Here is a 20141-nt window from a genome sequence, read left to right on the forward strand (position 1 = left end):
AGCGTTTATGAATTTAAAGTCTTTCTCGAAAACGGGACTTGCACTCGGCATCGTCGCCTTCAGCGGTTGGGTGTCAGCCTCCGAGTGTGGTGATGTGACGATTGCCAACATGAACTGGCAATCGGCTGAAGTCATGGCCAACGTCGACAAGCTGATTCTCAATGCAGGTTACGGTTGCAATGCCGATCTGGTCACTGGGGATACGGTTCCGACCATCACCTCCATGGTCGAGAAGGGCCGGCCTGACATCGCGCCCGAAGGCTGGATCGACCTGGTCCCGGAAGTCACCAGGACCGGCATTCAGAGCGGCAACCTGATCCAGGCGGCGAACTCGTTGTCCGACGGTGGCTCGCAAGGCTGGTGGATTCCGAAGTACATCGCCGACGCCCATCCGGACATCAAAAGTTTCGAGGATGTGAAAAAGCATCCCGAACTGTTCCCGGCCCCTGACGACACGAAAAAAGGCGCGATCTACAACGGCCCGCAAGGTTGGGGCGGCACCGTGGTCACCAGTCAGTTCTATAAGGCATACGACTTCGAGAAGGCCGGTTTTGTGCTGGTGGACACCGGTTCGGCCGCGGCGCTGGATGGCTCCATCGCCAAGGCCTACGAGCGCAAGGCGCCCTGGCTGGGGTTTTATTGGGAACCGACTGCTTTATTGGGCAAGTACCCGATGGTCAAACTGGACAATGGCCATCCGATCGATGCCGCAGAGTGGAAGCGCTGCAATACCGTCGCCGACTGTCCTGATCCCAAACCCAATGGCTGGCCGATTGACCGGGTCTACACCCTCACCACCAAATCCTTCGCCGCTCGCTCGCCTACGGTCATGGCGTACCTGAACAAGCGCGCCTGGTCCAACGAGACGGTGAACAAACTGATTGCCTGGATGACCGACAACCAGGCCACCGGTGAAGAGGGCGCCAAGTATTTCCTGAAAAACAACGAAGCGCTCTGGACTAAATGGGTCACCCCTGAAGCGAGCGGCAAGATCAAGGCTGCGCTTTAATCCACTGGGATCGATGCAGCTCGCCGGCGCGCGCTGCATTGAACCTCGCACTTTGATAAAAATAAAAACACCCACGTATTGAAACGACCTGCCAGCTTTTCACGGTCTTCTACAAAAGGGGAATGTCATGGAGTGGTTACTCAGCTTTCCACACATGGAGGACGAAAGACTCCGGGCTTTGAAAAAGGTCATCGATGGAGCCTTTCGTAACTTCACCAGCACTTACGGCGACAGCTTCGAAGCCTTTTTCCAGCCATTGCAGATTTTCCTCAATCAGTCCGAAAGGTTCATGACCACGACGCCATGGCCGATCATCATTGTGCTGGTTGCCTTGATTGCCTGGTTCGCCAGCCGCAGCTGGAGAATCGTCCTGGGGTGCGTGTTCACACTCATGGCGATCGGTTATCTGGACATGTGGTCCGACACGATGAAGACACTGTCGATGATCTTCGTCTGCACGGTGATATCGGTCGTCATCGGTTTGCCGACCGGGATCGCGATGGCCCGCTCCAATCGTCTGCAGAACCTGGTCAACCCGGTACTGGACGTGATGCAGACCCTGCCGAGCTTTGTCTACTTGATTCCGGTGGTGATGTTGCTGGGGATCGGCAAGGTCGCGGGGCTGATAGCGGTTGTGATCTATGCCTTGCCGCCGATGATCCGCCTGACCAATCTCGGCATCCGTCACGTTGACGCCGAGATGCTGGAGTGCGCCGACGCCTTTGGTTCGTCCAGTTGGCAGAAACTGAAAAACGTCCAGTTACCCTTGGCGTTGCCCTCGATCATGGCCGGCATCAACCAGACGATCATGATGGCGCTGGCCATGGTGGTCATCGCGTCGATGATCGGGGTTCAAGGCTTGGGCCAACCGGTGCTCAAGGCTATTTCCAATCAATATTTCACCCTGGGTATTTTCAACGGGTTGGCCATTGTCGGTATTGCGGTGATCTTCGACCGAGTCAGCCAAGCCTATGGCCGAAGACTGCAAAAGCATTTGGAGAGGGTTCATGGCCATTAATCTGACCAACGATTTCGGCATCGAAATCAGGCATCTCTACAAGATCTTCGGTTACCAGGCGCAGGCCAGTATCGAGCGGGTCAAACAGGGCATGAGCAAGGCTGAACTGTTGAGCAATCACAGTCATGTGCTGGGGTTGAAAGACATCAATATCAGCATGCCGTCCGGGGGGATTCAGGTGATCATGGGACTCTCCGGTTCGGGCAAGTCGACCTTGATCCGCCATATCAACCGATTGATCGAACCTACCGCCGGCGAAGTCATCGTCGGTGGCGTGGATGTGCTCAAGATGAGCCAGAAGGATTTGCGAGAGTTTCGCCGGCATAAAATCTCCATGGTGTTTCAGAAGTTCGCGCTGCTGCCCAACCGCACCGTGCTCGACAATGCCGTTTATGGGCTGGAGATCCAGGGATTGCCCCGTGACAGACAAGTAGAGATCGCCACAGGCTGGTTGGACCGGGTAGGGCTCCAGGGTTACGCGAATCACTATCCCAATCAGCTGTCTGGAGGCATGCAGCAGCGCGTTGGCCTGGCCCGGGCATTGGCCAGTGATGCGCCGATTCTGCTGATGGATGAAGCATTCTCGGCCCTGGATCCGTTGATCCGCATGGACATGCAGTCTGTGCTGCTGGACCTGCAAAAAGAGATCAAGAAGACCATCGTGTTCATTACCCATGATCTTGATGAGGCACTGCGCATCGGAGATCGCATTGCAATCTTGCGAGATGGTGAGGTGGTACAACAAGGCACCCGACAGGAAATCGTCATGAATCCTGCCGATGATTACATCGCCAATTTCGTCAAAGAAGTGAATCGGGGGCGGGTCATCGGCGTCGAGGCAATCATGCGGCCCATTGTTCAGTTGAAAGTCGGGGCGACGTTGGCCGTACCCATCGGGACGTCATTGGAGTCTGCGGTTAAAAGACTGGTTGAGGCGGGGCTCGATGAATTAGTCGTCACAGGCAGTCAGGGTCAGCCACTGGGACAGTTGGCGCTTAAGTCGATTATCGCGACGATGGTCACCTCGACAGTGAGCGAGGAATCGCAGGTCGTTCAGCCAAGAGTGGTGTCGAAAGCGGCATTGCTTACCGAAGGAGAATCGGGGGAAATTGCGGGGTAAAAAGGGGGCGTCCTCCATGACGCAGGCGCAGCTTAGAGGCTGTGCGATTGATTCTCAAGTGCTATTTGTACATTAGTTTGGCCCAATGCTACCGGGGCTTTTTTTGCCAACTGATATTCTTTTGATATTGCCCGCGCCATCGAATTTGCAGCACCTGAAGACTTCATTCGCCTGAAGGGAAAGCCAGAGTAACGGGCGAAAAAAAACCCGGCAAAAAAAGCCGGGTCAAAAACCGTGATTAGCCTGATGAGGAGACAGTCCAGGAGACCGACCTAAGGTCATCTGGACGATCGACTGATCTCGCGATCAGCTGGGTGCAATAATAATCATTCTCGTTTAAGAGTCAAATGATTTTATCTGCTCGATTGGAAAATTCTTTCCTGTCTCCCTGAAAGCACGCCTGGTTCACACATTCTGATGCCCTTGCAAAGATCGATCGATCATCGCCTTGGCCATGTCGATCATGTGCACCGTCGAAAAGGCCAGGTCTCGGCTTGCACCGTGCAGGTTGTTGGCTGACTCATGGGCAGTTGCCGCAGCGCATCGCAATAAATCCGAGGCATGAACCAGTGCCTCTTCTGCGCTGATCTGTGGGTTCACATCAAAGAACCGCTCTACAGCAGCGGGTTCGGACACAGTTGGTTTCAAGTAATAATCCAGCGCTCGTTGCGCGGCGGCGTTGCCTTTTGGCGAGGTCAACGTGGTATCGATTTCCATATCTGGCAGGTCATTGCAGGGTAACGTCATGACGATGGCAAGCTCCGTGATAAATTCAGATCCGTGAATCCATCCTAGTACAAACTGTATTTGTGACTGGAATTTAAATACTACAATTTGTGTTTTGTTGGTCGGAGTACCCCACGTATCGTGCCGCACATGGATAAATGGATTGAGTTAGTCAAAGCCAAGATGAGTGACCTCAAAGTCACTCAAGAGGTCCTCGCCGACCGCCTCGGGATGTCCCAGGGTGGCGTGGGCCACTGGCTGAATAAGCGCCGTCAGCCGAGCATCGAAGACATGAATCGTGTCTTGCGCGCGCTCGGGATGGATTTTCTGGAAGTGGCGACGGTGATTCGCGAGCGTCTGGTCTCGCATGCCGACGAGCCTTGCCTGGCCCACAAGTACAACCCGTACTTCCGTTACCCGGTCAGTGACTGGCGAGAGCCCGCGCAAGTGCGTGATGGTGAGCTTTCGGTCTACGGCAAGCCGCGTTTCGAGCTGACCGATTACCACGCGCAAGGTGCGGCGTTCTGGCTGGTGGTGGTGGGAGATGCGATGACCGCACCCACCGGCGTGAGCATAGCCGAGGGCATGATGATCCTGGTGGATCCGGCCATTGTGCCGGAGCCTGGAAAGCTGGTGATCGCGCAGTGGTCGGACAGCACCGAGGCGACCTTTCGCAAACTGATCGAAGAGGGCGGGCAGCGTTATCTGGTCCCGCTCAATCCGACGTATCCGAAGGCCCTTTACACCGATGAATGTCGAATTATCGGTGTAGTGGTTCAGGCAACAGCCAAATTCTAATCAGATCGGTCCGCGTAAAACGTAGGACCGATCTTCATTTCACGCTTCTTCCAGTTCGACCAGCGCACTGCCTTCGCTGACCATTTCGCCTTCCTGGCAATACAAGGCTTTGATCACGCCCGCGTGGGGCGCACGAATGCTGTGCTCCATTTTCATCGCTTCCAACACCACCAGTTGCGCCCCGGCTTCGACCGTTTGCCCGGCCTCCACCAGTACTCGCACGATGCTGCCGTTCATTGGCGCGGTGAGCCCACCGTGATGGCTGTGGCTGGCTTCGACGGCGCTGATCGGGTCGTAGGACTCGATACGGCGCAGTTCACCGTCCCATTGCAGATAGACAGAGTCGCCATGACGGATTGCCCGATGCTGGCGGCGTACGCCGTTGTGCTCGGTCAGCAATTGCTCACCTTGAAGGTGGGCGGTGCGGATGTCGCCCAAGGTCAGTGCGCGGTCCTGGCCTTCGCAGCTCAAGTGCAGGGTGATTTCTTTTGGCAACCCAGCCCGGAAACCATTGCCGATTGCCCATGGCGAACTCACGTCATCGGCGCGCGGTGAACCTGGCTGGCTCTGGGCAACCGCCTGAGCGGCGGCTTGCCAAAACCCGTCACTAAGGTCCGAGGGCGCTGGCAACAATTGCTCCTGAAAGCGCGGGATAAACCCGGTGTCCAGTTCTGCCGCTGCAAACGCAGGGTGTGCGATGATCCGGCGCAGGAAGTTGATGTTGGTCTTGAGTCCGCCAATCGCGAACTCATCGAGCATGCTCAACAACCGCAGGCGCGCCTGTTCGCGGTCTTCGCCCCAGGCAATCAGCTTGCCCAGCATCGGGTCGTAGAACGGCGAAATCTCATCACCTTCTTCAACACCACTGTCGACCCTACGTCCCGGGCCTTCGGCTGATTCACGATACAGTTCCAGGCGCCCGGTGGCCGGCAGGAAATCATTGGCCGGGTCCTCTGCGTACAGACGCACTTCAATCGCATGACCGATCAGCGGCACTTCGGCCTGGGTCATCGGCAGCGCTTCGCCACGGGCCACGCGAATTTGCCAGGCTACGAGGTCGAGGCCGGTGATGGCTTCGGTGACCGGATGCTCAACCTGTAGGCGCGTGTTCATTTCCATAAAGAAGAACTCACCGCGCGAATCCAGCAAAAACTCCACGGTGCCGGCGCCGACATAACCGATGGCCTGTGCCGAGCGAACAGCCGCCTCGCCCATGGCGCGACGCAGTTCCCGACTCAAGCCTGGCGCAGGTGCTTCCTCAACGACTTTCTGATGGCGGCGCTGGATCGAGCAGTCACGTTCATTCAGGTACAGGCAATTGCCATGCTGATCGGCAAAGACCTGGATTTCGACGTGGCGCGGTTTGAGCAGGTACTTCTCCACCAGCATCCGCGAGTCGCCGAAGGAGGATTTCGCTTCACGCTGGGCCGACGCCAGGGCTTCGGCCAACTGGCTGACGTCCTCGACCACTTTCATGCCTTTGCCACCACCGCCGGCGGTGGCTTTGAGCAGTACCGGATAACCGATGCGCTCACAGGCATCGCGGAAGGTGTCGAAGTCCTGCGCTTCGCCGTGATAACCAGGGACCAAAGGCACGCCAGCGGTTTCCATCAGCGCTTTGGCCGCGGATTTGCTACCCATGGCGTCGATGGCCGAGGCAGGCGGGCCAAGGAAAATCAGGCCGGCGTCTTCAATCGCGCGGGCAAACCCGGCGTTCTCTGACAAAAAGCCATAACCCGGATGGATCGCCTGAGCGCCGCTGGCTTTGGCTGCCGCAATCAATTTGTCGATTTGCAGATAACTGTCGGCGGCTTTGCTGCCACCGAGGTCGACGCGGATATCCGCTTCGCGGCTGTGTCGCGCGTCACGGTCAGTGGCGCTGTGCACGGCCACAGTGGTCAGGCCCAAGGCCTTGGCGGTGCGCATGACCCGGCAGGCGATTTCGCCACGGTTGGCCACCAGTAGGGTGGTGAGAACAGGTGCGCTCATCAACGCGGCTCCTTGGTGGTGACTTGCCAGCTTGGTGGACGTTTCTGCAAAAAGGCGCGTAGGCCTTCCTGACCTTCGGGGCTGACGCGGATACGGGCGATAGCGTTTTCTGTGTAACGGCGCAGTGCCGGGGTTAACGCGCCATGGCTGACTTCACGCAACAAGTCTTTACTGACACGCATGGCGGCGGGGCTGTTAAGCAGGAGGTTGTCGATCCACTGGTCGACCTTTTGCTCCAGCTCGGCGGCCGGATAGCTTTCCGACAACAATCCGATTTCCCGCGCCCGTTGCCCGCCGAAACGTTCGGCGGTCAGCGCATAACGGCGTGCCGCGCGTTCACCGATGGCCTGCACCACGAACGGGCTGATCACTGCTGGCGCCAGGCCGATGCGCACTTCCGACAGGCAGAACTGCGCGTCGTCGGTGCCAATCGCCATGTCGCAGCAACTGATCAAGCCCAGCGCACCGCCGAAGGCCGCGCCTTGCACCACGGCCAGGGTCGGGATTTTCAACTTGGCGAGGTTGTACATCAACTCCGCCAGTTCCCGGGCGTCATCGAGGTTGGTGCCGTAATCGAGTTCGGCCGATTGCTGCATCCATGCCAGGTCGGCGCCGGCGCTAAAATGTTTGCCGCGTCCACGCACCAGCAAAAAGCGCAGGCTGGAGTCGCTCGCCACGGTGTCCAGCGCGAGGATCAGTTCGCGGATCATTTCGGCGTTGAACGCGTTGTTCTTTTCTTCACGGCTGAGCCACAGGGTGGCGAAACCCCGTGGGTCGGTCAGCAGTTCGAGGGTTTTGAAGTCACTCATGGTTTTCTCCCGATCACATCCGGAACACGCCGAAGCGGCTCGGTTCGATAGGCGCGTTCAACGACGCGGACAAGGCCAGGGCCAGCACATCACGGGTTTGCGCCGGGTCGATGACGCCGTCGTCCCACAGCCGTGCGCTGGAATAGTAGGGGTGACCCTGTTCTTCGTATTGATCGAGGATCGGTTGTTTGATCTCGGCTTCCTGCACGGCGCTGAATCCTTGACCACTGCGCTCAGCCTGCTCGCGTTTGACCTGTACCAACACCCCGGCAGCCTGTTCCGCGCCCATCACACCAATGCGCGCGTTTGGCCACATCCACAGGAAGCGCGGGTCGTAAGCCCGACCGCACATGCCGTAGTTACCGGCACCAAAACTACCGCCGATGATCACGGTGAATTTCGGCACTTTGGCGCAGGCCACCGCCGTCACCAATTTCGCACCGTGCTTGGCGATGCCGCCGGCCTCATATTTTTGGCCAACCATGAAACCGGTGATGTTTTGCAGGAACAGCAACGGGATGCCGCGCTGGCAGGCCAGTTCGATAAAGTGCGCGCCTTTCTGCGCAGCTTCAGCGAACAGGATGCCGTTGTTGGCGAGGATCGCGATGGGGTAACCGTGCAAGTGGGCAAAGCCGCACACCAGCGTGGTCCCGAACAGCGCTTTGAACTCATCGAACACTGAACCGTCGACCAGACGTGCGATAACTTCGCGCACATCGAACGGTTGCTTGGCGTCCGCCGACACCACGCCGTACAACTCGTCACTGCTGTACAGCGGCGCAATAGGCGCGCGTTGTTGCACTTCGCCGAGCTTGCGCCAGTTGAGATTGGCGACGCTGCGTCGGGCAATGGCCAGGGCGTGTTCATCGCTTTCGGCGTAATGGTCGGCGACGCCGGAAATCTTGCAGTGCACATCGGCCCCGCCGAGGTCTTCGGCGCTGACCACTTCACCGGTCGCGGCTTTTACCAGTGGCGGGCCGGCAAGAAAAATCGTCGCTTGCTGGCGTACCATGATCGCTTCGTCAGCCATCGCAGGCACATACGCACCACCGGCGGTGCACGAGCCCATCACCACCGCGATTTGCGGAATGCCCATGGCACTCATGTTGGCCTGGTTGAAGAAAATCCGCCCGAAGTGTTCGCGGTCCGGGAACACTTCATCCTGACGCGGCAGGTTCGCGCCGCCGGAGTCCACCAGATAGATGCACGGCAAACGATTTTGCTGGGCGATGGTCTGGGCGCGCAGGTGTTTTTTCACGGTCAGCGGGTAGTACGAGCCACCTTTCACGGTGGCGTCGTTGGCGACGATCATGCATTCGACGCCTTCCACGCGGCCGATTCCAACAATCACGCCGGCGGCTGGAACGTCTTCACCGTAAACCTCATAGGCCGCCAGTTGGCTGATTTCCAGAAACGGCGAACCCGGATCGAGCAGGCGGTTGATGCGTTCGCGGGGCAGCAATTTACCGCGCGAGGTGTGGCGTTCTTGAGCCTTCGGGCCGCCACCGAGCTGCACTTGGGCGAGCAAGGTGTGCAGGTCGTCGACCTGTTTGAGCATCGCCGCGCTGTTGGCCGCGAACTCCGCCGAACGAGGGTTGAGCTGGGTATGCAGGATAGCCATGGACAGCTCCGATTAGCGGGTTTCGTTGAACAGTTCGCGACCGATCAGCATGCGACGGATCTCACTGGTGCCGGCGCCGATTTCGTACAGCTTGGCGTCACGCAGCAGACGGCCGGCCGGGAATTCGTTGATGTAACCGTTGCCACCGAGAATCTGGATCGCGTCGAGGGCCATTTGCGTGGCGCGTTCGGCGCTGTACAGAATCACGCCTGCAGCGTCCTTGCGCGTGGTTTCGCCACGTTCGCAGGCCTGTGCCACTGCGTATAGGTAAGCGCGGCTGGCGTTGAGTTGGGTGTACATGTCGGCAACCTTGCCCTGGATCAGCTGGAATTCGCCGATGCTTTGGCCGAATTGCTTGCGGTCGTGGATGTAGGGAACGATCAGGTCCATGCAGGCCTGCATGATTCCGGTCGGGCCGCCGGAGAGGACAACGCGCTCGTAGTCGAGGCCGCTCATCAGGACTTTCACGCCACCGTTGAGCACGCCGAGGATGTTTTCTTCTGGCACTTCGACGTCGTCAAAGAACAGCTCGCAGGTGTTGGAACCGCGCATACCGAGCTTGTCGAACTTGTTGCTGCGGCTGAAGCCTTTCCAGTCACGTTCGACGATGAACGCGGTGATGCCGTGTGGGCCTTTTTCCAGGTCGGTCTTGGCGTAGATCACGTAGGTGTTGGCGTCAGGGCCGTTGGTGATCCAGGTCTTGCTGCCGTTGAGCACGTAGTGATCGCCGCGTTTATCGGCACGCAGTTTCATAGAGACCACGTCGGAACCGGCATTCGGTTCGCTCATGGCCAGGGCGCCGATGTGCTCGCCGCTGATCAGCTTCGGCAGGTACTTGGATTTTTGTTCATGGTTGCCGTTACGGTTGATCTGGTTGACGCAAAGGTTGGAGTGCGCACCGTAGGACAAGGCAACCGACGCCGACCCACGGCTGATTTCTTCCATGGACACGACGTGCGCCAGGTAACCCAGGCCGGCACCGCCGTATTCTTCCGGCACGGTAATGCCGAGCAGGCCCATGTCGCCGAATTTGCGCCACAGGTCGGCGGGGAACAGGTTGTCGATATCGATCTGAGCGGCGCGCGGTGCGATCTCTTTGGCGACAAAGGACTGAACCTGATCGCGCAGCATGTCGATGGTTTCACCGAGGGCAAAATTCAGGGATGGATAGCTCATGGGGCACCTTTTGGCTTTTTTGTAGGGCGGGGAGGGCGGCGATTCGCTTCTCACCTTTACGTTAACGTAAGCCTGTGACGAATGGCTGTCAATCACCCTTTACGTTAACGTCAACTTGAGCGAGAGTAGAGGCAGTTCTTAATGATCGAGGCTAGTCATATGCTTCGGTCCAATAACCCACTAATAAAGACAATAGGGGTCGTCATGGATCAACCCAGTGCAAGCCCGCAGCGCAGCTATACCCGCGGTTCCCAGGACAAAGCCTTGCTGGCGATGACCATCGGTCAGGCATTCGATAACACCGTTGCGCAATATTCGAACGGGGAGGCGCTGGTCGTGCGCCATCAGCAGGTGCGATACACCTGGCAGCAACTGGCCGACACCGTAGATCTGCATGCCAGAGCGCTGCTCGCGCTAGGCTTGCAGGCCGGTGACCGTCTCGGCATCTGGGCACCGAACTGCGCGCAGTGGTGCGTCACCCAGTTTGCCACCGCAAAAATCGGCGTGATTCTGGTCAACATCAACCCGGCGTACCGCAGCTCCGAACTCGAATACGTGTTGAAGCAATCCGGTTGCCAATGGCTGGTCTGCGCCGGAGCTTTCAAAACGTCCGACTATCACGGGATGCTGCAAGGCCTGGTTCCCGAACTGGCCGAGCAATCCATCGGAAAATTGCACAGCGAACGCCTGCCCGACCTGCGCGGCGTCATCAGCCTGGATGCGCAGCCGCCTTCAGGTTTTCTGCCGTGGTCACAATTGGCCGATCTGGGCGCTAGCGTTTCGATTCAACAGCTGCGCGAACGCCAAGACAACCTGCATTTCGATCAGCCGGTGAACATCCAGTATACCTCCGGCACCACCGGGTTCCCGAAGGGCGCGACCCTCAGTCATTACAATATTCTCAACAACGGCTACATGGTCGGCGAAAGCCTGGGCCTGTCCGCCGATGATCGTTTGGTGATCCCGGTGCCGCTGTATCACTGCTTCGGCATGGTCATGGGCAACCTCGGTTGCATCACCCATGCCAGCACCATGATTTACCCAAACGATGCCTTCGATCCGCTGCTGACTCTGGCTACCGTCGCTGAAGAAAAAGCCACGGCGCTGTATGGCGTACCGACGATGTTCATCGCCATGCTCGATCAGCCCAAGCGTGCGGAATTCGATCTGTCGAGCCTGCGCACCGGGATCATGGCCGGTGCAACCTGCCCCATCGAGGTAATGCGCCGGGTCATCAACGAAATGCACATGAGCGAAGTGCAAATTGCCTACGGCATGACGGAAACAAGTCCTGTGTCGTTGCAGACCGGTCCGTCAGACGAGTTGGAGTTACGCGTGACCACCGTCGGTCGCACCCAGCCACAACTGGAAAGCAAGATCATCGACGAGGCAGGCAACCTCGTGCCGCGCGGCACCATCGGTGAACTGTGCACCCGCGGTTACAGCGTGATGCTCGGTTACTGGAACAACCCGCAAAGCACGGCCGAGGCCATCGATCAGGCCGGCTGGATGCACACCGGCGACCTGGCGAGCATGAACGACGATGGCTATGTATGCATTGCCGGGCGCAACAAGGACATGATTATCCGGGGTGGTGAGAACGTTTACCCACGGGAGCTGGAAGAGTTCTTCTTCACCCACCCGGCGGTGGCGGACGTGCAAGTGATCGGCATTCCGTGCTCGCGCTATGGCGAAGAGATTGTTGCCTGGATCAAATTCCACCCGGGCCACAGCGCCACCGAGCAAGAGCTGCAAGCCTGGTGCAAGGAACGCATCGCGCATTTCAAGACGCCGCGTTACTTCAAGTTCGTGGAGGAATTTCCGATGACCGTGACCGGCAAGATCCAGAAATTCCGGATGCGCGAGATCAGCGTCGCGGAGCTCAAAGCGAAGCTGTAGGAGCTTGCTTGCCAGCGAAGGCGGCGGAACATCCAGCATTCATGTTGACTGACCCACCGCCATCGCGGGCAAGCCTCGTTCCTACAAAGGATAAGGGGCAAAGGACAGCGAAAACCTGAACGCCAGACAGCACAAAGGGGAGCCGAAGCTCCCCTTTAATTTTGTCGTTGCGCGTGCTCTTTTTTTGTTATTGAGGGGCGGTCTGTTTTTGTTTTTGGAAACCGTGACCCTTTACCGCTGTTTTTGTCGATCCCCATCCGGGATCAAGAGCAAACGTATTTTTTTGAGCGCTGATCACTTTTTCGCTGAGCGATCCAACCAGTTCGGGAGCTACCTGAAGGTAGTTTTATTGTTCTCTGCCCGGTTGCGGGTAACTCCGAAAAGCACCCTGAAAAGCACATCTTCTCCAAAAAAATCTGTTAGCTGCGTCTCTGCCGTGTTGTTTTTGTTATGTCAGAGTCGTTACGTCTTATTTTTATTAGTGTTTGCTGCTTTTTTTGTTCTTGTTATGCAGAAGATATAGCAGAAGCCGTGCCAACTTTTAAAAATCCTTATAAATCAACTGCTTGAGATTTTGTAGGGTTTTGCGCCTCAGGTAAAACCCTAGAATCTGTTTCCGTGTTACTCGCTTGTTCCCACCTTTGAGACCGTGCGGTAACACCCGGACACACTCACTGTGCGCTGCGAGCCTTGGCCACACGCGAACCAGTCGGACGACCCAGTACCGTGCAAATCTGCTGACCGGCCAGGATCAACGCATCCAGGTCGATACCGGTCTCGATACCCAAGCCGTTGAGCAGGTACACCACGTCTTCGGTGGCAACGTTACCGCTGGCGCCCTTGGCGTACGGGCAGCCGCCGAGGCCGGCGATGGAGCTGTCGAACACCGAAATGCCTTCCAGCAGGCTGGCGTAGATATTGGCCATGGCCTGGCCATAGGTGTCGTGAAAGTGCCCGGCGAGTTTTTCACGGGGCACGTCGGCCGCGACCACCTCGAACATCTTGCGGGTGGCGCCCGCGGTGCCTGTGCCGATGGTGTCGCCCAGCGACACTTCGTAACAGCCCATGGCGTAGAGCTCGCGCGCAACCCGGGCGACCTGCTCGGGGGCGACGTTACCTTCGTAAGGGCAGCCCAGCACGCAGGACACATAACCGCGTACGCTCACGCCGTGTTGTTTGGCGGCGTCCATGATCGGCACGAAACGCTCCAGGCTTTCGCTGATCGAGCAGTTGATGTTGCGCTGGGAAAAGGCTTCAGACGCGGCGGCGAACACCGCGACTTCCTTGACCCCGGCCGCCATCGCATCTTCAAACCCTCGCAGATTGGGGGCGAGTGCGCCGTAGGTGACGCCCGACTTGCGCTGGATCTGCGCGAAGACCTCGGCGGAACCGGCCATTTGCGGTACCCACTTGGGCGAGACGAAGCTGCCGACTTCTATATAACCGAGGCCGGCGGCGGTCAGCGCATCGACCAACTGCACCTTGTCGGCAACGCTGATCGGTTGGGCTTCATTTTGCAGACCGTCGCGAGGGCCGACTTCGACAATGCGTACGTGGGTGGGAAGGGACATGGTGTTGGACCTGTTGTAATTGTATGAATGTTCACAGAACCCTGTAGGAGCTGGGCTCAGCTCCTACACGACCTGCTGGCTTTTGATGGTCTGCTCCAGCGCCTGAGTACAGCGCTCCTGCGCGGTGTCCAGCTCCAGCTTCATCTGCTCGATGTCGAGCATCTGTTGCTCCAGTTGTTCGCGGCGCTCGGCGATCTTGTTCAACATGGTTTGCAGTTGTTTCTGATTGCCGCCGGTGGGGTCATACAGCTCGATCAGCTCGCGGCACTCGGCCAGGGAGAAGCCAATGCGCTTGCCCCGCAGGATCAGTTTCAGGCTGACCTTGTCGCGGGGCGAGTAGATGCGTTCCTGGCCACGACGCTCGGGACTGAGCAGGCCTTGTTCCTCATAAAAGCGGATGGCTCGCGTGGTGATGTCGAGCTCGCGGGCGAGGTCGGAGATGCTATAGGTCTGGCTGCTCATGGAAGCGCTCGAAAAAGGTCATGGCGCTAAGCTAATGGCAGGTTGACGTTTACGTCAAGGGGCGGAGATCTTCTGAGTCATCACTGGCCTCATCGCGAGCAGGCTCACTCCCACATGGATCTACAGTGAACACATAATCTATGTCCGTGTAGAGATCTCCTGTAGGGGTGAGCCCGCTCGCGATGGGGGCGCCTCGGTACCAAGTCCTACACCTTTTCGAGCTTCTTCTCATGCGCCGTCACCTGCTGGCACAACTCGATCATTTGCTCGCGCATCCAGCGGTTGGCCGGGTCCTGGTCGGTGCTTTCGTGCCAGTAGAGATGCGTTTCCACCGGTGGTACGTCGTTGACCGGCAGACTGAAGGCGTGCAAATCGTTGCGACGGGCAAAGCGCTCCGGGACGGTCATGACCATGTCGGTCTGTTGCAACACTTGCGAGGCCATCAAGTAGTGCTGGGAGCGAAGGGCGATCTTGCGCTGGATACCCATTTTTCCCAGAGCCAGATCAACATGGCCCAGGCCGCTACGGCGGCTGGAGATGTGGATGTGGGTCAGCGACAAATAATCATCCAGGCTGAATTTCTCTTTGCCCGCCAGCGGATGTCCCTTGCGCATGGCGCACACGTAACGGTCTTCCATCAACTTGACGTGACGTACTTGCGGGTCGGTGTTGAGCGGCGCATCTACCGCGAAGTCGAGACGCCCGGCTGCCAGTTCCTTGGTGGTTTCACGGCGCTTGGACAGGAAGCTTTCGATGATCACCGTCGGGGCCAGGCGGCGCAGGCGCTGGAACAGCGGCGGCAGGATCACCGCTTCGGTGAGGTCGGTCATGCTGATGCGATAGGTTTTGACCGCTTGCAGCGGGTTGAAAATGCGGCTTTCCTGCACCGACACGCGCAGCAGGGAAAGGGCGTTACGCACCGGCCCGATGATGTTCTGGGCCATGGGCGTCGGAACCATGCCCTGGGCGGTACGCACAAACAACGGATCGTTGAAAGTCTCACGAAGACGAGCCAGAGCGTTCGAGACCGCTGGCTGGGTTATGCCGACAATCTGTCCGGCGCGGGTCAGGTTGGCTTCGGTGTAGATCGCGTCGAAGACGATGAAAAGGTTGAGATCGACCTTGCTCAGATTCATTTGCGCTGCACTCTTATTGTAGGTTCTCGATCAGCTGATCATATATCGGTGATGAATGTTAATACACGACGAGAATAGGCTAGGTAAATTATCAGCGCTGTTCTAGCATCAATTCCATGACCTAAACAACCTCTGCCCAAGAAGGTAATGCTCATGGATTTCGCTTATTCGCCCAAGGTTCAGGAACTGCGTGAGCGCGTAACCGCGTTCATGGACACTTATGTTTATCCCGCTGAGGCGGTGTTCGAACGCCAGGTTGCCGAAGGCGATCGCTGGCAGCCGACCGCGATCATGGAAGAGCTCAAACTCAAGGCCAAGGCTGAAGGCCTGTGGAATTTGTTTCTGCCTGAATCCGAACTCGGCGCCGGCCTGACCAACCTCGAATACGCACCGTTGGCCGAAATCATGGGCCGCTCGTTGCTGGGGCCGGAGCCGTTCAACTGCTCAGCGCCCGACACCGGCAACATGGAAGTGCTGGTGCGCTACGCGAACGAAGAACAGAAACAACGCTGGCTCGAACCGCTGCTGCGCGGCGAGATCCGCTCGGCGTTTGCCATGACCGAACCGGATGTTGCCTCCTCTGACGCCACCAACATGGCCGCTCGCGCCGTGCGTGATGGCGACGAGTGGGTTATCAACGGCAAAAAATGGTGGACCTCTGGCGCCTGCGATCCACGCTGCAAGATTCTGATCTTCATGGGCCTGAGCGATCCGGATGCGCCGCGCCATGCCCAGCACTCGATGATCCTGGTGCCGGTGGATACCCCTGGCGTGAAGATCGTCCGTCCGCTACCGGTGTTCGGTTATGACGACGCCCCTCACGGCCACGCTGAAGTGCTGTTCGAAAACGTCCGCGTGCCCTACGAAAACGTCCTGTTGGGCGAAGGACGCGGCTTCGAAATTGCTCAGGGGCGCCTTGGCCCGGGCCGGATTCACCACTGCATGCGTTCGATCGGCATGGCTGAACGGGCGCTGGAATTGATGTGCAAACGCTCGGTCAGCCGTACCGCATTCGGTAAGCCACTTGCGCGTCTGGGCGGCAACATCGACAAGATCGCCGATTCGCGGATGGAAATCGACATGGCCCGCCTGCTGACGCTGAAAGCGGCGTACATGATGGACACCGTGGGCAACAAGGTGGCGAAAAGCGAGATCGCGCAGATCAAGGTAGTCGCGCCGAACGTGGCCTTGCGGGTCATCGATCGGGCGATTCAGATCCATGGCGGGGCAGGGGTTTCCAACGATTTCCCGTTGGCCTACATGTATGCGATGCAGCGGACCCTGCGCCTGGCCGACGGCCCGGACGAAGTGCACCGCGCGGCGATTGGCAAGTTCGAAATTGGCAAATATGTGCCGAAAGAGATGATGCGTAGCGGGCAGTAACACCTCGGCGCCTGCCATTCGCGAGCAGGCTCGCTCCCACAAGGTCAAGGTGAACCCTGTGGGAGCGAGCCTGCTCGCGATGGCGTCGGTCAATTCAACACAGAAGCCTCTGACTCAATACACCCAAACCTCAACTCGCCGATTCTTGATCCGCCCCTCATCCGCGCTATTGGCCGCCACCGGCATTTCGGCACCAAAGCCGCGAATATCGCGAAACACCACGCCGCTTTTCACCAGTTCCCGCCGCACCGCCATGGCCCGCAGTTTCGACAGCAAATCGGCGCGCGCCGGGTCGCTCTTGGCATCGCCAAACCCTACCAGCGTGACTTGGCGATTGGTTTTATCACGCTGCTTTATGTAGTCGAGCACCCGTGACAGGTCTTGCTGTGCCTTGTTGTCGAGCGTCGCGCTGCCTTCTTCAAAACGGAAATTCACCGACAGCCGCTGAGCATGACGACTGAGGGCCTGATAACCCTCCGGCATCAACGCATTCGGTGTGACCGTGATGGCCTGGACGGACTGAGCGATAAAGCCGTTGGCTGCGACAATCGCCTGACCTTGGCGGCTTTGCGCGAACACCGCCAGGGCCTCGGCCCAAGGGTTTTTGCCGTGGGGCGGCAGGTAGAAGAACAGTCGGCGGGACAACGGATAGTCTTCCGTGGCGATCAGACTATTGAGCGGCAGCATGGCCTGGGATTGGCCATCGACGATCGCCACGGCTTTGGCCTGGCGTACATAAGGCAGGCCGATGAACCCGATGCCCTGCGGGTCGAGGCTGACGGCGTCGGACAATTGCTCGCTGGATTCGAAGCGTTTCGTGGCGCTGTTTAGCGTTTTCCCACGCTGACTGAGGACTATTTCGTTAAACGTGTCATAGGTGCCGGATTGGTCATCGCGCGCATAGAGGTGAATCGCTCCACCGGTCCCGCCGAGTGCTTCCCAGGTTTTTGCTTCGCCGCTGAAAATTCTCGCCAGTTGTTCAGTGTTGAGTTGATTCAGCGGGTTTTGTGGGTGAAGGATGATGGCCAGCCCGTCGATGGCGATGACTTGCTCGGCCTCAGGGCTTTTGAAGTCGCCAAGGGATTCGAGGTCTACCAGTTCGCTGTCTTTGATCGGGCGCGAGGAAGCGGCGAGGTCGGCGCTGGCGTTTTTCAGGGCCGTGAACCCGGTGCTGGAGCCATGCGCCGCGACTTCAACCACGACTCGGCGACCCTGTGCGGTTTCGCCGACGATGCGTTGTTCGTTGGCTTTTTCTGCACGTTCACTGTGAACCTTGATCAGACCCTGCTCGCGCATCAGGCCTTCGACCAGTTCCGGGCCCAAGGCCGCACCGATGGTGTTGGAGCCCTGGATGCGAAGCACGGGGCCATTGGCGGGTATCGCTAAATCAGCGGCCGATGCCGTCAATGGCAGGCCGGCGCACAGCATCAATATAAACAAAACGCGCAGCGGCATACCGGCACCTTAAAAAATCATAGAAAGTGCGGCGAGAATAAGTCAGCAAGATTTCCGAAAGATGACAGTTGCCCCTGTAGGAGCTGAGCTTGCTCGCGATAGCGGTCGTCCAGTCAAATCTGCGGTGTGTATACCGCTATCGCGAGCAAGCTCAGCTCCTACAGGGGTTTGTGTTGCGCTTTGAATATCAGCTCAATTCAAGCCAGATCGGCGCATGATCGGACGGTTTTTCCATCCCGCGCAGGTCGTAATCAACACCCGCATCCTTGACGCGTGGCAACAAGCCATGGGAGGCCATGATCAAGTCGATTCGCAGCCCGCGCTTGGGCTCGTCTTCAAAGCCGCGGCTACGGTAATCGAACCAGCTGAAACGGTCGGTTACGTCCGGGTTCAGGTGACGGAAACTGTCCACCAGGCCCCAGTTTTTCAGACGGGCCATCCACTCGCGTTCTTCCGGCAAGAAGCTGCACTTGCCGGTTTTCAGCCAGCGCTTCATGTTGTCCGGGCCGATGCCGATGTCGCAGTCTTCCGGGGAAATATTCACGTCCCCCATCACCACCAGCGGCTGATCGTTGCTGAATTGGCTTTCCAGTAGTTGTTGCAGGTCGCTGTAGAAACGTTGCTTGGCCGGGAACTTGGTCGGGTGATCGCGGCTTTCACCTTGTGGGAAATAGCCGTTCATGATGGTCACCGGCACGCCATTGGCGTCGGCGAAGGTGCCCCAGATGAAGCGTCGTTGAGCGTCTTCTTCATCGGTGGCGAAGCCTTTGTGCAAGGCCAGTGGTTCTTTGCGCGAGAGCAGGGCGACGCCGTAGTGGCCTTTCTGCCCATGGAAATACACGTGGTAGCCCAGCGCCTGTACCTCGGCCAGCGGGAACTGGTCGTCGTGAACTTTGGTTTCCTGCAAGCCGATGACGTCTGGCTGGTGTTTTTCAATCAGCGCCGCCAGCTGATGCGGGCGAGCACGCAGCCCGTTGATGTTGAAGGAGACGATCTTCATGGTCGGCAGTCCTGGCAAAAGGGCGATGCTAGCTGACATGTAGGAATCGGGCCAGTGTGGGGTGAGGGGATTCGTGTTCGGCGGTAGGTCTTCTATGGCTCATGCGGGCCTCATCGCGAGCAGGCTAATCTCCTACAGTCCCAGTCTGGTCTATAACTGTGGGAGCGAACCTGCTCGCGATGGCGTCAGCACTGATGTCGATTAGTAAGGAACTGTGTCAGTACCGATAGGCTCGTCACAACAAGAGCACAGCCATTTGAGCTGTACCGGGGAGATCAACCGTTATGCCTGAAACCTCGACCGCCATCGCCGACATTCACATGCTCGACAGTGGTTATGCCCACGAAGCGCGTTCCCTGCTGTATCACGCTTACCGGCACGAACCGACCTTCGGTTACCTGTTCGAGGCCGAACGCCCCGGCTATGAACATCGCGTGCGGGCGACCGTGCGAGAGCTGGTTAAACAGCACTTTCTTCAGGACTTGCCGGCCATTGGCCTGTTGGTCAACGACCGTTTGATCGGCATCGCCCTGATCGCGCCGCCGCTACGACGCCTGGGCATCACCGAAAGTTGGGCCTGGCGTTTGCGCATGGTGCTCAGCGCGGGTTTTCGCAGCACCCGCCGCTATCTCGACTACCACGCCGCCGTTGCCGCCTGCGTGCCGAGTGACTCGGTCCATGTGCTACCAATGCTGGGCATTCACCCGCAATTTCAGGGCAAACACTTCGGCGAACAACTGCTGCAAGCGGTGCATAACTGGTGCGCGGTGGATGAAACCTCTCAGGGTGTGATCCTCGACACCGGCAACCCTCGCTATCTGGAGTTCTATAAGCGTCAGGGCTATGAGGAAATCGGCGAGGTCGCCGTAGGACCGATTCGCGAACACGTTTTTTTTCACGCCAATCCTCAGGTGGTACAAACCGCAACGGCATAAACGGTAGAACTTTAACGCCACGCCAGGCTCTATC

Annotated in this window: 17 protein-coding genes; 7 read left to right on the top strand and 10 right to left on the bottom strand. The window is 58.2% G+C overall.

The window, feature by feature from the left end:
- Positions 1 to 7: 7 nt before the first annotated feature.
- The 3 genes from AC3ISI_RS09660 (at position 8) to AC3ISI_RS09670 (ending at position 3147) form a co-directional block, all read left to right on the top strand.
- Positions 8 to 1009, top strand: coding sequence for an ABC transporter substrate-binding protein (locus tag AC3ISI_RS09660; protein ID WP_489336659.1), 1002 nt, complete (start codon positions 8 to 10; stop codon positions 1007 to 1009).
- Positions 1010 to 1163: 154 nt separating this feature from the next.
- Positions 1164 to 2027 (top strand): ABC transporter permease, encoded by an 864-nt coding sequence (locus AC3ISI_RS09665; RefSeq protein WP_489337685.1) that lies wholly within the window; start codon positions 1164 to 1166, stop codon positions 2025 to 2027.
- Complete coding sequence (locus tag AC3ISI_RS09670) at positions 2017 to 3147, top strand: quaternary amine ABC transporter ATP-binding protein (protein ID WP_489336660.1); 1131 nt, start codon at positions 2017 to 2019, stop codon at positions 3145 to 3147. The genes AC3ISI_RS09665 and AC3ISI_RS09670 overlap by 11 nt, the downstream gene beginning before the upstream one ends.
- Positions 3148 to 3552: 405 nt before the next feature.
- On the opposite strand, the gene AC3ISI_RS09675 is transcribed toward AC3ISI_RS09670, so the two are convergent.
- On the bottom strand, positions 3553 to 3894 hold the full coding sequence (locus AC3ISI_RS09675; RefSeq protein ID WP_489336661.1) for a DUF6124 family protein: 342 nt from the start codon (positions 3892 to 3894) through the stop codon (positions 3553 to 3555).
- A gap of 129 nt (positions 3895 to 4023) precedes the next feature.
- On the opposite strand from AC3ISI_RS09675, the gene AC3ISI_RS09680 reads away from it, so the two are divergent.
- Positions 4024 to 4671 carry a LexA family protein gene (locus tag AC3ISI_RS09680; RefSeq protein WP_489336662.1) on the top strand — a complete coding sequence of 216 codons (648 nt, stop codon included), beginning with the start codon at positions 4024 to 4026 and terminating at the stop codon, positions 4669 to 4671.
- 39 nt (positions 4672 to 4710) lie between these two features.
- Here AC3ISI_RS09680 and AC3ISI_RS09685 read toward each other — a convergent pair whose 3' ends face one another.
- Genes AC3ISI_RS09685 through AC3ISI_RS09700 form a run of 4 tightly spaced genes read right to left on the bottom strand, consistent with a single transcriptional unit; the run spans position 4711 to position 10266 of the window.
- Entirely contained in the window at positions 4711 to 6660 is a 1950-nt protein-coding gene (locus AC3ISI_RS09685; RefSeq protein WP_489336663.1) for an acetyl/propionyl/methylcrotonyl-CoA carboxylase subunit alpha, read from the bottom strand.
- Entirely contained in the window at positions 6660 to 7469 is an 810-nt protein-coding gene (locus AC3ISI_RS09690; protein ID WP_489336664.1) for a gamma-carboxygeranoyl-CoA hydratase, read from the bottom strand. Before AC3ISI_RS09690 ends, AC3ISI_RS09685 begins: the two co-directional genes overlap by 1 nt.
- A 13-nt stretch (positions 7470 to 7482) precedes the next feature.
- A complete protein-coding gene (locus AC3ISI_RS09695) occupies positions 7483 to 9090 on the bottom strand; it encodes a carboxyl transferase domain-containing protein (RefSeq protein WP_489336665.1) in 1608 nt (535 codons plus the stop codon).
- Between the two features lie 12 nt (positions 9091 to 9102).
- Positions 9103 to 10266 carry an isovaleryl-CoA dehydrogenase gene (locus AC3ISI_RS09700; protein ID WP_489336667.1) on the bottom strand — a complete coding sequence of 388 codons (1164 nt, stop codon included), beginning with the start codon at positions 10264 to 10266 and terminating at the stop codon, positions 9103 to 9105.
- A gap of 204 nt (positions 10267 to 10470) precedes the next feature.
- Between AC3ISI_RS09700 and AC3ISI_RS09705 the strand changes: the two genes are divergently transcribed.
- Positions 10471 to 12165: an AMP-binding protein gene (locus AC3ISI_RS09705; RefSeq protein WP_489336668.1), complete on the top strand. Its 1695-nt coding sequence runs from the start codon at positions 10471 to 10473 to the stop codon at positions 12163 to 12165.
- 671 nt (positions 12166 to 12836) lie between these two features.
- On the opposite strand, the gene AC3ISI_RS09710 is transcribed toward AC3ISI_RS09705, so the two are convergent.
- From AC3ISI_RS09710 to AC3ISI_RS09720, 3 genes are all read right to left on the bottom strand, one after another.
- The gene (locus AC3ISI_RS09710) at positions 12837 to 13736 is read right to left on the bottom strand and encodes a hydroxymethylglutaryl-CoA lyase (protein WP_489336670.1); all 900 of its coding nucleotides are present in this window, start codon (positions 13734 to 13736) and stop codon (positions 12837 to 12839) included.
- Positions 13737 to 13799: 63 nt separating this feature from the next.
- Positions 13800 to 14198, bottom strand: coding sequence for a MerR family transcriptional regulator (locus AC3ISI_RS09715; RefSeq protein ID WP_452627296.1), 399 nt, complete (start codon positions 14196 to 14198; stop codon positions 13800 to 13802).
- Positions 14199 to 14404: 206 nt separating this feature from the next.
- Entirely contained in the window at positions 14405 to 15334 is a 930-nt protein-coding gene (locus AC3ISI_RS09720; protein WP_489336671.1) for a LysR family transcriptional regulator, read from the bottom strand.
- Positions 15335 to 15487: 153 nt separating this feature from the next.
- Here AC3ISI_RS09720 and AC3ISI_RS09725 point away from each other — a divergent pair, with 153 nt between their 5' ends.
- Positions 15488 to 16717 (top strand): acyl-CoA dehydrogenase, encoded by a 1230-nt coding sequence (locus tag AC3ISI_RS09725; RefSeq protein ID WP_452627295.1) that lies wholly within the window; start codon positions 15488 to 15490, stop codon positions 16715 to 16717.
- A gap of 114 nt (positions 16718 to 16831) precedes the next feature.
- On the opposite strand, the gene AC3ISI_RS09730 is transcribed toward AC3ISI_RS09725, so the two are convergent.
- Together AC3ISI_RS09730 and xthA are read right to left on the bottom strand one after the other, a co-directional pair.
- Positions 16832 to 18172, bottom strand: coding sequence for a substrate-binding domain-containing protein (locus AC3ISI_RS09730; protein ID WP_489336672.1), 1341 nt, complete (start codon positions 18170 to 18172; stop codon positions 16832 to 16834).
- Between the two features lie 187 nt (positions 18173 to 18359).
- A complete protein-coding gene (xthA, locus tag AC3ISI_RS09735; protein WP_489336673.1) occupies positions 18360 to 19172 on the bottom strand; it encodes an exodeoxyribonuclease III in 813 nt (270 codons plus the stop codon).
- Positions 19173 to 19456: 284 nt separating this feature from the next.
- Between xthA and AC3ISI_RS09740 the strand changes: the two genes are divergently transcribed.
- Complete coding sequence (locus AC3ISI_RS09740) at positions 19457 to 20107, top strand: GNAT family N-acetyltransferase (protein ID WP_489336674.1); 651 nt, start codon at positions 19457 to 19459, stop codon at positions 20105 to 20107.
- Positions 20108 to 20141 lie beyond the last annotated feature (34 nt).

Source organism: Pseudomonas sp. GL_139_B (assembly GCF_057834475.1).